This window comes from Nonomuraea spiralis (assembly GCF_014648435.1).
Taxonomy (GTDB): Bacteria; Actinomycetota; Actinomycetes; order Streptosporangiales; family Streptosporangiaceae; genus Nonomuraea; species Nonomuraea spiralis.
Genome location: NZ_BMRC01000013.1, coordinates 120,727 through 135,898, shown reverse-complemented (window position 1 = coordinate 135,898; position 15,172 = coordinate 120,727). Strand labels below are relative to the sequence as shown.

Here is a 15,172-nt window from a genome sequence, read left to right as displayed (position 1 = left end):
GAAGGTAAGCCTTACCTTTTTTAGGTTAGCCTTACCTTATGTTTGCGCAAGCCCGGGTCTTCGCACTGGGTGCCGCCGCGCTGCTGGCCCTGTGCGCGGCGTCCATGCTCACCGGCGCGGGCCGGGTCGCCCCCGGACAGGTGATCGGCTACCTGCTCGGCGGCGGCGGGGACGGCCACCTGCGGATGGTGGTGGACACCCTGCGCCTGCCGCGTACGCTGGCCGCCCTCGTCGTCGGCGCCGCGCTCGGCGTGTCGGGCATGCTGCTGCAGTCGGTCACCCGCAACCCGCTGGCCGAGACCGGGCTGCTCGGCGTGAACGCGGGCGCCGCGCTCGGCGTCGTGGCCGGGATCGTCACCGCCGGCGCGCAGACCGGCGGCGCGTACCTGGGGTGGGCGCTCGGCGGCGCGCTCCTCGCCACCGGGCTCGTGCTCGCGGTCGGGGCCCGGCTCTCGCCCCTGAAGCTGGTGCTGGCCGGGGCCGCCCTGTCGGCCACGCTCACCGGGATCACCACGGCCGTGCTGGTCGCCGACCCGGTGACGTTCGACCAGTACCGCTACTGGATCCTCGGCTCGCTGGCCGGGATCCCCATGGACCGGGTGCCGGCGATCGCGCCGGCGGTCGTGGCGGGGCTGGTCATGGCGGCGTTCGCGGCCCGGCCGCTGGCGGCGCTGGCGCTCGGCGACGACCTCGCCGTGGCGCTCGGGCACCGGCCGGGGCGTACGCGGCTGTGGGTGTCGGTGGCCGTGACGCTGCTCAGCGCCGCGGCGGTCGCGGTGGCGGGGCCGATCGGATTCCTCGGCCTGCTGGCCGGTTACGTCTCCAGGACCCTGCTCGCGGGCCGGGTCGGGCCGCGGATCGTGTTGTCCGGGCTGGCCGGGGCGGTGGTCCTGCTGGGGGCCGACGTGCTGGCCCGGGTGCTCGTACGGCCGTACGAGGCGCCGGTCTCGCTGCTGGTCGCCGTGCTGGGGGCGCCGGTGCTGATCGTCGTGGCCCGTTCGCGGGCGGTCGCCGCCGGGCCGGGCGACCTCGTCCCGGCCCGGTCGCCGCGGCCGGCCGCCCGCCGGGGCCGGGGCGCCGGGGTGCTGCCCTCGGACACGCGGGCCGTACGGGGGCGGCGGTGGTCGGTGCTGGTCCCCGTACGGTCGTCCGCGGCGGCGGCGCTGCTGCTGGCGGTCACCGCGGCGGCCGTCGTGGCGGCGGTCGCGGCCGGGCAGTCGGGCATGACGCCCGAGCAGGCGCTGCGGGCGCTGGCGGGCACGGGCGAGGGCGGGCACGTGCTGCTCGTCCAGGAGATCAGGTTGCCGCGCGTGGTGGCCGGGCTGGTGGCCGGGGCGGCGCTCGGGCTGTCCGGCTGCCTGACCCAGGCGCTGGCGCGCAACCGGCTGGCCACCCCCGACATGCTCGGCATCAACCAGGGCGCGGTCATGGCCATCATGGCCGCCGGGATGTCGTCCGCCTCGGGCACGCTGTTCGCCCACTGGTGGATCGGCCCGGTCGGGGCGCTGGCCGCCGCCGTGGCCGTGTTCGCCGTCTCGGGCGGCATCGGCAGGCAGGGCTACCGGTTCATCGTCACGGGCCTGGCGCTGACCACGCTGGCGGGCGCGCTCACCCAGTCGCTGCTGGCCTGGCAGGGGCTCGGCTCGGCCACCGCCGTGCACTCCTGGAGCGTGGGCAGCCTCGCCGGGCGCGACTACGGCGTCGCCCTGCCCGTGGCGGCGGGGCTGGCCGTCCTCGTCCCGGCCGCGCTCGCGCTGGCCCGCCGCCTCGCCGTCCTGCGCTTCGACGAGGACGTCAGCGCCGGGCTCGGCGTCGATCCCGGCCGGACCAGGATGTTCCTGCTGGTCACGGCCGTCGTGCTCGCCGGGCTGGCGGCGGGCGTGGCCGGGCCGGTGGCGTTCGTGGCCCTGGCCGCGCCCGTCATCGCCGCCCGGCTGGCCGGGCCCGCCCGCCTCCCGCTCATCGGCGCGCCGCTCACCGGCGCGGCGCTCGTCGTGATCGCCGACACCGCCGGGCGCGTGGCCGCCGACGGCGCGGAGATCCCGGTGGGCGTCGTGACCAGCATCCTGGGCGGCCCCTTCCTGCTGTGGACCCTGCTGTCGGACCGGAGGTCATGACATGACGCCCGCACCCACCCCGATCATCGAACCGTCCGGCACGCCCGGCCGGTGCAAGGTGACGTTCCTCTGGCGGCCCAGGACGCACGGCGAGCAGGCGGTCGTGCTGATCAACACGGTGACCGACCGCGACCGGCACGCCGGCGACATCAGCGGGCACGTCATGACCCCCCGCCCCGGGGGCGACCTGTTGCAGCTCACCTACGAGCTCGACGCCGACCTGCGCGCCGGCTACCAGATCCTGCCCTGCGACCGGCTGCCGGGCACCGACCGGGACTCCTGGCTCCAGGTCATGCGCACGGCCGTGCCCGACCCCGGCAATCCGCTCACCGTGCCCGGCCCGCCCGGCCGGCGTCCCTCCTCGCTCCTGGAGCTGCCGCAGGCGCCGCCGCAGCCGTACCGGGAGCACCGGCCGGGGGTGCCGCGCGGGCGGGTGAGCGAGGAGCGGTCCGGCGGGCGGCGGGTGTGGGTCTACACCCCGCCCGGCTCGGCGGCCGGGCCGCATCCGGTCGTGGTGCTGTTGGACGGCGAGGTGTGGGCCGGGCGCGTCGCGGCCACCCTGGACAACCTCGTCCACGACGGCCGGATCCCGCCGTCCGTCGTGCTGATGCCCGACTCGGTCGACCGGCCCACGCGGCTGCGGGAGCTGGCCTGCCACGAGCCGTTCGTCCGCTACCTGGCCGACGATCTGCTGCCGTGGGCCGGGCGTACGTGGCGGGCGACCGGCGACCCGGGGCTGACCGTGATCGCGGGCCAGAGCCTCGGCGGGCTGACCGCCTCCTACGCCGCCTTCCTCGCTCCGGAACGGTTCGGCAACGTCCTGTCGCAGTCGGGGTCGTACTGGTGGCCGGACGAGGACCCCGAACGCCTGACCCGCCGGTACGCCGCCACCCCGAGGTTGCCCGTACGCTTCCACCTGGAGGCCGGGCGGCTGGAGTGGATGTTGCTGGAGGAGAACCGCCGCTTCGCCCAGACGCTCGCCGCCCAGGGCTACGAGGTGAGCTTCACCGAGTACAACGGCGGCCACGACCCGGCCTGCTGGCTCGGCGGCCTGGCCGACGGCCTCACCGACCTGGCTGCGGGCCGGCTGTGAACGTCAAGGACCTGATCGCCGGGCACGTGCGCGCCCACGCCCCCGAACTGGTCGCGCTCAGCCACCGGATCCACGCCCATCCCGAGACCGCCTTCGAGGAGCACCGGGCGGCCGCCTGGACCGCCGAGACCCTTCAGGCGGGCGGCTTCACGGTGACGGCGGGCGCGGGCGGCCTGCCGACGGCCTTCTCCGCCTCCCTCGGCACGGGCCCGCTGACCGTGGCCTTCTGCGCCGAGTACGACGCGCTGCCCGGTCTCGGCCACGCCTGCGGCCACAACGTCATCGCCGCCGCGGCGACCGGCGCGGGCCTGGCGCTGGCGCCGCTCGCCGACGAGCTGGGCCTGACCGTACGGGTCGTCGGCACCCCGGCCGAGGAACGCGGCGGCGGCAAGGCGCTGCTGCTGGAGGCCGGCGTGTTCGACGGCGCGCACGCGGCCATGATGGTGCATCCGGGGTCGTTCGAGACCGTCCGGTTCCGCTCGTTCGCGCTCGGCACGCTGGAGGCCGGGTTCACCGGGCGCGCCGCGCACGCCACGCTCGCCCCGCACGAGGGGCGCAACGCGGCCGACGCCATGACGCTGGCCCAGGTGGCGATCGGCCTGCTGCGCCAGCAACTCCCGCGCGACCGGCACGTGCACGGCGTGGTCACCTCGGCGGGCGAGGCGCCCAACGTGATCCCCGCCAGGTCCACGGCCTCCTACGAGATCAGGGCCGCCGCCGCGCGGGACCTGGCCGAGCTGCGGGCGCGGGTGGAGTCCTGCTTCCGCGGCGCGGCGGTGGCGACCGGGTGCGAGCTGCGGCTGACCCGGCCGGAGCCCGACTACCTGGACTTCCGCGACGACGCCGTCCTGGCCGGTCTGTACGCGGCCAACGCCGCCGCGCTCGGCCGTCCGGCGCCGGTGGAGCGGGAGCCGTTCGCGATGACCGACATGGCGAACGTCTCGCACGTCATCCCGGCCATCCACCCCATGCTGGACATCGGGTCGGGCGGGGCCGTGCCGCACGACGCCGAGTTCGCGGCCGCGGCGGCGGCCCCGGCGGCCGACCGAGCCCTCCTGGAGGCGGCCGTGCTGCTCGCGCGGACGGCCGCCGACCTGGCGCTCAGCCGGTAGTCCCGGCCTCCCGCACGGCGTTCCCGCCGGCCGCCCCGCCGGCCGCGGCGGGCCGCAGCAGCACCGCGGTCCCGTACGCGGCCAGCAGGAACGCCGCCGCGGCCAGCAGCGCGGCGCGGTACCCGAAAAGGGCCGCCGCCGCCGCGCACACGCCCACTCCGAGCCCGCCGCCGAGCATGCGCAGCGACTGGAACACGGTCATGGCCCGGCCCATCACCTCCGGCCCGACCGTCGTGAACGCCGACACCTGCACCGCCGTCACGGCCTGCCCGAGCACCAGCCCGACGGCGAACATGACCACCCGCAACGTCCACGGCCCCGGCCCGGCCAGGGCGAGGAACGCGAACAGCGCCGCGCCGCCGAGCAGCCCCGCCGCCACCACCCGCCGCTCGCCCCAGCGGGCGCAGGCGCGGTCCACCAGGAACCCGGCGGCCATGAGCCCCAGCGCCTCGGGGAAGACCACGAGACCGGCCTCGGTGGCCGTGGCCTCCAGCACGTCCTGGTACATCACGGGGAAGGCGAACAACATGCCGAGCAGGCCCGCGGCCGACAGCGTGGCGGTGGCGGCCCCGCGCAGGAAGCCGCGGTCGGCCAGCAGCGCCAGGTCCAGCAGCGGCAGCTCGGCGGTGCGCGCCGACCTGGCCAGCGCCCACACCAGGGCGATTCCGGCGGGCAGCGCCGCCCAGGCGAGCGGCGACCCGCCGGAGGCGGCCTCGTTCAGCCCGTACATCAGCAGGCCGGAGGCGGCGCCGGCCAGCAGCAGGCCGCGCACGTCCAGCCGGCCGCCGCCGCCCGGCACGGGGGCGCGCCGCAGCGCGGCGGCCCCGGCGAGCAGGGCCGCGCCGCCGAGCGGCAGGTTGACCAGGAACGCCCAGCGCCACGACAGCGTGTCGGCCAGCAGGCCGCCGAGCACCGGGCCGAGCGCGGGCGCGAGCGCGGTCGGCACGACGACGTACCGGGACAGCCGCATACGCTCCTCGGGGGCGTACGCGGCGAACAGCATGGCCATCCCGGCGGGCGTCAGCAGTCCGCCCGCCGCGCCCTGGAGGATCCGGAAGCACACCAGCGAGCCCAGGTCCCACGACAGCGCGCACAACCCGGAGGCCGCCGTGAACGCGGCGAGCGCGGCCAGGAACACGCGGGGGGCGCCGTACCGGTCGCACAGCCAGCCGGCGACCGGCATGGCGACCGCGAGGCTGGCCAGGAACGCCGACTCCACGGCGTTGGCCGCGGCGGGCGGCACGCCCAGGTCGGCGGCGACGGCGAACAGCGCCGGGTTGACGATCGTGGCGTCCAGGCCGCTCATGCACATCGCCGTGACGTAGACGGCGAGTACGCGTCCCCTCACCTTCGCAGGCCGCGGAGGCGCAGGTCGGTCCAGGAGGCTTCGACGTAGGCCAGGCAGGCGGCCCGGCCGTCCGGCCCGAAGCGGACGGACCAGCCGTCGGGCACGGCGGCGAAGGAGGGCCACAGGGAGTGCTGGTCCTCGTCGTTGGCCAGGACGAGGAAGCGGCCGTCCGGGTCGTCGAAGGGGTTCACGGGGTCTGCTCCTGGGTCGCGGGGTCAGGGGTGGGGGTGGGGTCGAGGCAGGCGAGGCGGGCGGCGACGACCGCGCCGATCTCGGCGATCGGGCCGGGCCGCGTCATGTCCTTGTGGCTGCACGCGACGTCGTACGACTCGATCGTGCCGCCGACGTGCGGGCGCCAGGTGTCGGCGGTCAGGGTGTCGTCCACCGTGTCGACGGTGGCGCGGAAGAACAGCACGTCGCCGTCGAACCGGCGGGTGTCGAGGGCGCGTACCAGGTGGTTGGTGTTGAGGTAGAGGTCCTTCAGCTCGGTGAGCGTGGCGGCCGGCAGCCCGGCCAGCGGGCTGGACTCGCGGCGCAGGATCTCCGTCACGCGCTCCAGGGTGAGGGCGGCGTCGGGGGCGAAGCCGCCCATCGTGAGCAGCGCCTCCAGCGCCTCGGCCTCGTCGGAGGGCGGCAGGTCGCGCATGCCCTCGGCCGGGTAGGCGTCCAGGACGGCCAGCAGCGCGACCTCCTGCCCGGCCAGCCGCAGCTGAACGGCCATCTCCTGGGCGATGATCCCGCCGGTCGACCAGCCCAGCAGATGGTACGGCCCGCGCGGCCGCACCAGCCGGAGCTGGGCCACGTAGTCGGCGGCCAGCCGGCGCAACGAGGTGGGCAGCCGGTCGCGGCGGGCCTGGAGCCCGTAGATCGGGCGGTCCGGCACGTGCCGGATCAGGCCGCTGTAGCACCAGCTCAGCCCGCCCGCCGGGTGCACGCAGAACAGCGGCGCGCCGGAGCCGGTCTCGCGCAGCGGCAGCAACACCCGCAGCGGATCGGTACGCGCGCCGCCCTCGGCCAGGGCGGTGAGCGCGGCGGCGGTCGGCGCCTCGAACAGCGTCCCGATGGACACCTCCGCGCCGAACACCTCCTTGACCCTGGCCACCAGGCGGACCGCGAGCAGCGAGTGGCCGCCGAGGTCGAAGAAGCCGTCGTCCACGCCCACCCGGGGCAGGCCGAGCACCTCGGCGAACAGCGCGCACATCGCCTCCTCGCGCGGGCCGTCCGGCAGCCTGCCCCCGCTCTCGGGGGCCTCGGGCGGGGGCAGGGCGGCGCGGTCGAGCTTGCCGTTGACGGTGAGCGGCAGCGCGGGCATCCGGACGACGGCGGCCGGCACCATGTAACCGGGCAGCGTCCGCGCCACGAACGCCCGCACGTCGTCCCCCTCACCGACCGGCGCGACGTCCGGCGCGGGGCCTGGCGGGAGGGACGGTTCGGCGGGCGGGGGGACGACGTAGGCCGTGAGGCGTCTGTCGCCGGGCCGGTCCTCGCGGACGATCACGGCGGCCTGGGCGACGGACGGGTGCCGCAGCAGCGCCGCCTCGATCTCCCCCGGCTCGATGCGGAAGCCGCGCACCTTGACCTGCTGGTCGGCCCGTCCCATGTGGTCGAGCGTCCCGTCGGCACGCCATCGGGCCAGGTCGCCGGAGCGGTACATGCGGGTCCCGGGCCGCCCGAACGGGTCGGCGACGAACCGCTCGGCGGTCAGCCCGGGGCGGCCGAGGTAGCCGCGCGCCAGCCCGTCGCCGGCCACGTACATCTCGCCGGTGACGCCCGGGGGCACCGGCCGCAGGGCGTCGTCCAGGACGTAGACGCGCAGGTCGGGGATGCCGCGCCCGATCGGGCTGCCGTACTGGTCGCCGGGCTGTTCGCCGTGCTGGTCGTCGGGCGGCAGCACGTGGTGGGTGACGTGCACGGTCGTCTCGGTGATGCCGTACATGTTGACCAGGCGCGGCAGGTCCGGCCGGCGGGCGCGCCAGGCGGCCGTCCGGGCGGGCTCCAGCGCCTCGCCGCCGAAGATCACGTACCGGAGGGCCAGGTCGCGGCCGTCGTCGGCGGCGGCGAGCTGGTAGAACGCCGACGGCGTCTGGTTCAGCACCGTGACGCGCTCGCGTTCCAGCAGGTCGAGCAGATCGTACGGGGACCGGCTGGTCTCGTACGGCACCACGACCAGGCGGCCGCCGTACAGCAGCGCGCCCCACAACTCCCACACCGAGAAGTCGAAGGCGTAGGAGTGGAACAGCGTCCACACGTCGCCGGGCCCGAACCCGAACCACGCGTCGGTGGCCGACAGCAGCCGCACCACGTTGTGGTGGGTGACCACCACGCCCTTGGGCCGCCCGGTCGAGCCGGAGGTGTAGATGACGTACGCGGCGTCGCCGGGCCGCAGGTCGCGCTCCGGGTCGTGGTCCGGCCAGTCGCCGAGGTCGGCCGGCCAGGCGGCGTCCACGACGCACACCGGCCCGGCGTCGGCGATCATGTGGTCGATCCGGCCGGCCGGGTAGGACGGGTCGAGCGGCAGGTAGGCCGCGCCCGTCTTGACCACCGCGAGCAGCGCCGCGACCAGGTCCGGCGAGCGGTCCAGCGACAGGGCGACGAGGGCGCCGGGGCGGGCGCCGTGGGCGATGAGCTTGTGCGCCAGCCGGTTGGCGCGCGCGTTGAGCTCGGCGTACGTCCACGTGCCCACGGCGACGGCGTCCGGGGTACGGCGGGCCTGGGCCTCGAACAGGCCGGGCAGGGTGTCGCCGGGCTCGCTGACCAGGTCGCCGTTCCACTCCTCGATCAGGGTGCGGCGTTCGGCGGCGTCGAGCAGTTCGTGGCCGCCGACGGGCTTGCCGGGGTCGGCGACGACCTGTTCCAGCAGCCCGGTCAGGCGGCGCACGAGGGCGGCGGCGGTGACCCGGTCGAACAGGTCACGGTTGTACTCCAGGAAGCCGGTCCCGGCGGGGCCGACGTTCAGGGTGAGGTCGAACTTCGCCGTCCCGGTGTGCACGACCTCGACGCCGGGCGGCTCGGGGGCGTCCTGGTGGACGAGCATGACCTGGAACAGCGGGTGCCGTTCGCGCGACCTGGGCGGGTTCAGCGCCTCGACGAGCCGGTCGAAGGGCAGCTCGGCGTGGTCGAACGCGGCCAGGTCGGCGGCCCTGACCCGGTCCAGCAGCTCGGCGAACGACGGGTCTCCCGAGGTATCGGCGCGCAGCACGAGCGTGTTGACGAAGAAGCCGACGCTGCCGTCCAGGGCGCTGTCGCCGCGGCCGGCGACCGGCGTGCCGATCGGGATGTCGGTGCCCGCGCCGAGCCGGGTGAGCAGGGCGGCGAGGGCGGCGTGCAGCACCATGAAGACGCTGGCGCGGGCGCGGCGGGCCAGCGCCCCGATCTCCGCCATGAGCGCGGGCGGGAACGCCACGGGGACCGTGCCGCCCTCGCCGCCCAGCACGGCGGGCCGCGGCCGGTCGAAGGGCAGTTCCAGCCGGTCGGGCAGGCCGTCCAGCGCGGCCCGCCAGTGCTCCAGGCCGGTGGCGGGCAGGTCGCGCTGCCACAGGGTGTAGTCGGCGTACTGGACGGGCAGCGGCTCGAACGCCGGGGCTGCGCCCTTCCCGCGGGCCTCGTACGCCGTCGTCAGGTCCCGGACCAGCGGTCCGGCCGACCAGCCGTCGCCCGCGATGTGGTGCAGGACGAGCATGAGCACGTGCTCATCCCGGCCGGCGCGCAGCAGATGGGCGCGGAACGGCGGCTCGGTGGCCAGGTCGAAGCCGCGCCGGGCGATCCGGCGCATCGCCTGGCGGAGCTCGTCGGGCTGCCAGACGGGCAGCGCGACGGCGTGCCGGTCCAGGATCCGCTGGCAGGGGACGCCGTCGCGTTCGGGGAAGACCGTGCGCAGGATCTCGTGACGGGCCACGAGGTCGCCGAGCGCGGCCCGCAGCGCGGCGCGGTCCACCGGGCCGGTCAGCCGGACCGCCAGCGGGATGTTGTACGTCGGGTCGGCCCCCTCGATCCGGTACAGGAACCAGAGCCTGGCCTGCGCGGACGACAACGGCACGGGATCGGGCCGCGGACGCCTGCGCAGGGGCGGGCGGGGGACGGCGGTGACGCCGAGTCCGGCGGCCAGCCCGGCGGGGGTGGGGGCGTCGAACACGGCCCTGATCGGGAGGGCGGCGCCGAAGGTCTCCCTGACGCGGACCGTGAGGCGGGCGGCCAGCAGCGAGTGGCCGCCGAGGTCGAAGAAGCCGTCATCGGGACCGGCCGCCGGGACGCCCAGGACCTCGGCGAACAGGCCGCACATCGCCTCCTCGCGCGGGCCGTCGGGCAGTCTTCCCCCGCCCTGGGCGGCCTCGGGCGCGGGGAGCGCGGCGCGGTCGAGCTTGCCGTTGGGGGTGCGGGGCAGCGACTCCAGGCCGACGATCCGCGCGGGCGTCATCCCGGCGGGCAGCCGGGAGGCGGCGAACCGCGCGAGCTCCGCGGCCTCCCGTCCGGGCTCGCCGCCATGGGTGGGGACGACGTAGGCGATCAGGCGGTCGGCACGCACGGCGACCGCGGCGGCGGCCACCGACGGGTGCTCCTCCAGCACGGCCTCGACCTCGGCGGGCTCGATCCGCACGCCGCGTACCTTCACCTGGTCGTCGGCCCGGCCGAGCAGCTCCAGCCGGCCGGGCGCGGCCCAGCGGGCGCGGTCGCCCGTACGGTAGAGGCGCGAGCCGCCGGGACCGGCGACGAACCGTTCGGCGGTCAGCCCGGGACGGCCCAGGTAGCCGCGGGCCAGCCCCTCCCCCGCCAGGTACAACTCCCCCGTGGCGCCCGGCGGCGCCGGGTGCAGGGCGTCGTCGAGCACGTGCGCGGACGAGCCCGCGGTCGGCCCTTCCGAGCCGTCGCCGAGCCAGGTGTAGGCGTCGACCGTGGCCTCGGTGGGGCCGTAGTGGTTGACGGCGCGGGTGCGTTCGCGCAGGGTCCGCCACAGCGGGCCGGGCACGGCCTCGCCGCCGACCACGACGACACCGGGCGGCTCGGCCAGCAGTCCGGGCAGCTCCTTCAGGTGGGACGGGGTCAGGTCGAGGTAGTCGACGCCGTGCTCGCGGACGTAGGCGGTCAGGGCCTCGGGGTCGCGGTAGAGGTCGTCGCCGAGCAGGTGCAGCTCGTGGCCGCCGATCATCCACAGCAGCGGGTCGAGGGCGGCGTCGAAGGAGAACGACGCCGTGTGCGCGACGCGCAGCCTGCCCCCGTCCGGGAACAGGCGTTCGCGGTGGGAGTCCAGGAGGGCGGCCAGGCCGCCGTGGGTGCCGACCACGCCCTTGGGGCGGCCGGTGGAGCCGGAGGTGTAGATGACGTACGCGGCGTCGCCCGGCTCCGGGAGCGGCGGCGCCGTCTCCGTCCCGGGCGCGTCCCCGGTCCAGCCGGGGGTGAGCACGACGGACGGGGCCGCGTCGGCCAGCATGAAGGCACGGCGGTCCGCCGGGTAGGCGGGGTCGATCGGCAGGAAGGCGGCGCCGCTGCGCAACACCGCGAGCAGGGCCACCACGAGGCCGGCCGAGCGCGGCAGGTCGACGGCCACGACCCGTTCTGGGCCCGCGCCGTTGGCGGCCAGCCGCCGGGCCAGCCGGTCCACCCGTTCGCCCAGCCGGCCGAACGTGACCGGTTCGCCGTCGCAGACCAGGGCCGTCTCGCCGGGGGTGCGCCGTACCTGGTCAAGGAAGGCGTCCACCACGGTCCGCCCGCTCGTACGGGTCCGCCGTACGGCCCCGGCGGTGGCCGGGCGGAGGGACATACGGTCCTCGGGGGTGAGCAGGGGCAGGCGGCCGAGGGGCGTGTCGGGAGCGGAGGTGGTCAGGGTGGTGAGGAAGCGGGCCAGGCGGCGGGTGTGGGCGGCCAGGGTGGCCGGGTCGTAGAGGGCGGCGTTGCCGTCGAGTTCGAGGGTGAGGCGGTCGCCGTCGGGCAGCAGGGCCGCGGCCAGGTCGTCCACCGGGCCGGCGGCCAGGTTGGTGACGGTGCCGGTGGCCCGGCCGAACTTCGTCTCCGCCGGGAACGGCTTGATGTTGAGCAGCGGCCCGAACAGGGCTCGCGACGTCCCGCCGAGGCCCAGGTCGCGGCGCAGGTCCTCGACGCGGTAGCGGCCGTGGCGGCGGGCCTCGGCGATCCGGCGCGCGGCCTGGCCGACGAGGTCGCCGACCGTGTGGTCCGGCCGTACGTCGAGCCTGACCGGCAGCACGTTGACCGTCAGGCACGGCACCCGCGCGGCGGCCCCCGTACGGTTCATCAGCGGCAGGCCGATCAGCACGTCGGTGTCGCCGGTGAGCCGTCCCAGGTAGCAGGCCAGCCCGGCGGCGGCGACGTCGGCCCAGGTGGCGCGGGCCTGGCGGGCCAGGTCGTCCCATCGGGGAAGGGGTGGCAGCGGGGCGCGCCGCCGGACGACCTCACGGGCCGACAACGCGGGCGGCCCGGCCAGTCCGGGGGGCTCGGGGGCGCCGGCCAGCCGCTCCAGCCAGTACGCCCGGTCGCGCTCCCGCCGTTCCGAGGCCAGGTACGCCTCCTCCTCGGCCAGCACCGGCGCCATGGACCCGAACGGCCCCGCGCCCGGCGCCAGCCCGTCGGCCAGCGCCGTGTAGACGTCGGCGGTCCGGCCGACCAGCATCGACAGGGCGTAGGCGTCGATGAGGATGTGGTGGGCCCGCAGGTACCAGACGTGGTGGTCGTCGGCCAGGCGCAGCAGCGCGTGCCGCGACAGGGGGCCGGTGACGACGTCCACGGGGGTGGCCAGGTCGGCCCGCATCCAGGCGTCCGCCGCGGCCTCGGGGTCGGGCTCGGCACGCAGGTCGAGCACGGTCAGGCAGCCGCGCAGGGAGTCGTAGTCGGGCAGGTACTGGGCGGGTTCGGCGGTGAAGCGCAGGCGCAGCGGCTCGGCCTCGGCCAGGCAGCGTTCCAGCGCCCGGCCGAACACGGCGGCGTCGAGCGGGCCGCGCAGGTCGATGCGGTCCGCGGCGTTGTAGATGGGGTTGGCGGGGTCCAGGCGCTGGGCGAGCCAGATCCCGGCCTGGGCGCCCGTGAGCGGCATGGTCTGGAGGGTCACGCGGGCCGCTCCTCGTGGACGCGGTCGGGGGCGGGGGTGAGGGTACGGGCGGGGGTCATGTCAGCAGTTCCGCCCAGGCCGCGATGGTGGGCCGGTCCACCAGGTCGGGGAAGCCGATCTCGCGGCCCTCCCGCTTCCACGCCTCGATGAGCGTCATCACCCTGATGGAGTCGAGCCCGGCGTCCAGCAGGTCGTCGTGCAGGCCCAGCTCGGCGGGCTCGACGTACAGGAGTTCGGCGATCTGGGCGCGCAGGCGTTCGGCGGTGTCAGACACCGGCCACCGCCCGCGCCAGGTCGCGGCTGACGCGCGTGGTCGTGGTGGTGACGGCGCACCGCTCGGCGGCGTAGGTGAGGGCCATCTCGTGGTGCCGCCGGGAGAAGTCGGCGACGGCGTCGGCGACCACGAACGCCTGGACGTCCCGCATGAACGCCTCGCAGGCGGTCATCAGCACGCCGATGTGGGCGTACACGCCGCAGACGACGAGCTGGTCACGGCCCTGGGCGGCCATCAGCTCGGCGAGCCCGGTGCGCTGGAAGGCGCTGTAGCGCCACTTGGTGAGCAGCACCTCGCCCTCCCCCGGCGTCAGCTCGTCGGCGATCGCGGCCTCGCGCGGGTCGGCGCCGATGCCGGAGCCCCAGAAGTCGAGCAGCAGGCCGCGCTGCTCGGCGCTCTGGGCGCCGGGCTGGGCGGAGTAGACGACGGGCACGCCGAGCTCGGCGCAGCGTTCGCGCAGCGCCAGCACGTTGGCCATCAGCTCGACCATCGGCGAGCGGCCGGGGGTGAAGGCGCGCAGGAAGTAGTTCTGCATGTCGTGCACGAGCAGCACGGCCCGGCGCGGGTCGGGCCGCCACTCCACCCGGTTGGCCGGGAGCTCGGACGGCATGGCGTACGGTTCGATCCTGGGGATCGGCATGTCATGTCCTTTCGCGGAGTTGGCGCTTGCTGACCTTGCCGACCGCGGTCTGCGGGAAGGCGTCGACGAACTCGAACCGGTCAGGGATCTTGAAGGCGGCGATGCCGCGTTCGCGCAGGAAGGCGCGCAGCTCGGCCCGGCTGGGCGGGTCGCCGCGGCAGATGAGGTAGGCGCAGGCGCGTTCGCCCAGGTAGGGGTCGGGCACGGCGACCACGCTGGCGTCGTGGACCGCCGGGTGGGCCAGCAGGTGGTTCTCGACCTCCTCGCCCGCGATCTTCTCGCCGCCCCGGTTGATCTGGTCCTTGGCGCGTCCCTCGACGATCAGGTGGCCGGTCGGGGTGCGCCGGACGATGTCGCCGGTGCGGTAGAAGCCGTCGGCGGTGAAGGCCGTCCGGTTGTGCTCCTCGGCCCGCCAGTAGCCGCGGATGGTGTACGGGCCGCGGGTCAGCAGGTGGCCCTGGTCGCTCTCACGGCCGTCGTCGTCCAGGACGCGGATCTCGTCGTCCGGCGAGATGGGACGTCCCTGCGTGGCGACGATCGTCTCCTCGTCGTCGTCCAGGCGGGTGTAGTTGACCAGGCCCTCGGCCATGCCGAACACCTGCTGGAGCGTGCAGCCCAGCTCGGGCCGCACCCGCTTGGCCGCCTCCCGGCCGAACTTGGCGCCGCCGACCTGGAGCACCTCCAGGCTGGACAGGTCGTGCCCGGTGGTGGCGGCGGCCTCCAGCCAGACCAGGGCGAGCGGCGGGACGAGGGCGGCGATCGTGACGCGCTCGCGCTCGACGAGCGGGAAGCAGGTGCCAGGGCTGGGGTCGGGGGCCAGCACGGACGCGGCCCCGGCGCTCAGCGCGCCGAACACGCCGGGCGAGCTCATCGGGAAGTTGTGCGCGGCGGGCAGCGCGCACAGGTAGACGCTGTCCGGCCGCAGCGCGCAGATCTCCGCGCTGGCGCGGAAGCTGTAGATGTAGTCGTCGTGGGTGCGCGGGATGAGCTTGGGCAGCCCGGTGCTGCCGCCCGAGAGCTGGAGGAAGGCCACGTCGCCGGGGCGCGGGCCGGGCAGCTCGGCCGGGTCGGCCGGGTCGGCCTCGGGCAGCTCGCCGAGGACGTGCGCGGGCGTGCCGGGGGCGAAGGCCCGGTGCTCGTCGTCGGGGCAGATGTAGGCGGCGGCCTCGGTGAAGGAGCAGAAGTAGGAGATCTCGGCCGAGCGGTGCGCGGGCAGCGCGAACACCGGCCAGGCGCCGATCCTGAACAGCGCGAAGCACACCTGGTGGAACTCGGGCACGTTGGGGAGCTGGACCACGACGCGGTCGCCTGGGCCGACGCCGCTCGCCCGCAGGCCGGCGGCCAGGCGGTCGGCGCGTTCGTCCAGGTCGCGGAAGGTCCAGCGGTCGCCGGGCGAGATCAGGGCGGTGCGGGGGCCGTACGCGGCGGCCAGGTCGCGCAGCAGGCCGCCGAACGTCTCGCCGCGCCAGTAGCCGGCCGCCCGGTAGCGCGCGGCCTCCTCCTCAGACCAGTGCACGCCGCACCTCCGTGGCCC

9 protein-coding genes are annotated in these 15,172 nt (G+C 76.0%); 3 read left to right on the top strand and 6 right to left on the bottom strand.

Annotated elements, in window-relative coordinates; translation table 11 throughout:
* Window positions 1-38: 38 nt before the first annotated feature.
* From IEZ27_RS30110 to IEZ27_RS30100, 3 genes are read left to right on the top strand one after another with little or no spacing between them, the layout of a single operon-like run.
* Window positions 39-2,117 (top strand): iron chelate uptake ABC transporter family permease subunit, encoded by a 2,079-nt coding sequence (locus IEZ27_RS30110; RefSeq protein WP_189650338.1) that lies wholly within the window; start codon window positions 39-41, stop codon window positions 2,115-2,117.
* A gap of 1 nt (window position 2,118) precedes the next feature.
* On the top strand, window positions 2,119-3,210 hold the full coding sequence (fes, locus tag IEZ27_RS30105; RefSeq protein ID WP_189650337.1) for an enterochelin esterase: 1,092 nt from the start codon (window positions 2,119-2,121) through the stop codon (window positions 3,208-3,210).
* Entirely contained in the window at window positions 3,207-4,322 is a 1,116-nt protein-coding gene (locus IEZ27_RS30100) for an amidohydrolase (RefSeq protein WP_229824478.1), read from the top strand. The genes fes and IEZ27_RS30100 overlap by 4 nt, the downstream gene beginning before the upstream one ends.
* Here IEZ27_RS30100 and IEZ27_RS30095 read toward each other — a convergent pair.
* The 6 genes from IEZ27_RS30095 to IEZ27_RS30070 are packed head-to-tail and all read right to left on the bottom strand — an operon-like array spanning window position 4,312 to window position 15,154.
* On the bottom strand, window positions 4,312-5,670 hold the full coding sequence (locus tag IEZ27_RS30095) for an MFS transporter (RefSeq protein ID WP_189650336.1): 1,359 nt from the start codon (window positions 5,668-5,670) through the stop codon (window positions 4,312-4,314). The two genes, IEZ27_RS30100 and IEZ27_RS30095, sit on opposite strands and share 11 nt — an antisense overlap.
* Window positions 5,667-5,861 (bottom strand): MbtH family protein, encoded by a 195-nt coding sequence (locus IEZ27_RS30090; protein WP_189650335.1) that lies wholly within the window; start codon window positions 5,859-5,861, stop codon window positions 5,667-5,669. Before IEZ27_RS30090 ends, IEZ27_RS30095 begins: the two co-directional genes overlap by 4 nt.
* Window positions 5,858-12,724 (bottom strand): amino acid adenylation domain-containing protein, encoded by a 6,867-nt coding sequence (locus IEZ27_RS30085; protein ID WP_229824477.1) that lies wholly within the window; start codon window positions 12,722-12,724, stop codon window positions 5,858-5,860. The genes IEZ27_RS30090 and IEZ27_RS30085 overlap by 4 nt, the downstream gene beginning before the upstream one ends.
* A gap of 55 nt (window positions 12,725-12,779) precedes the next feature.
* On the bottom strand, window positions 12,780-12,998 hold the full coding sequence (locus IEZ27_RS30080) for a phosphopantetheine-binding protein (protein ID WP_189650334.1): 219 nt from the start codon (window positions 12,996-12,998) through the stop codon (window positions 12,780-12,782).
* A complete protein-coding gene (locus IEZ27_RS30075; RefSeq protein WP_189650333.1) occupies window positions 12,991-13,638 on the bottom strand; it encodes an isochorismatase family protein in 648 nt (215 codons plus the stop codon). Before IEZ27_RS30075 ends, IEZ27_RS30080 begins: the two co-directional genes overlap by 8 nt.
* Window position 13,639: 1 nt before the next feature.
* Window positions 13,640-15,154: a (2,3-dihydroxybenzoyl)adenylate synthase gene (locus IEZ27_RS30070; protein ID WP_229824476.1), complete on the bottom strand. Its 1,515-nt coding sequence runs from the start codon at window positions 15,152-15,154 to the stop codon at window positions 13,640-13,642.
* Window positions 15,155-15,172: the final 18 nt, after the last annotated feature.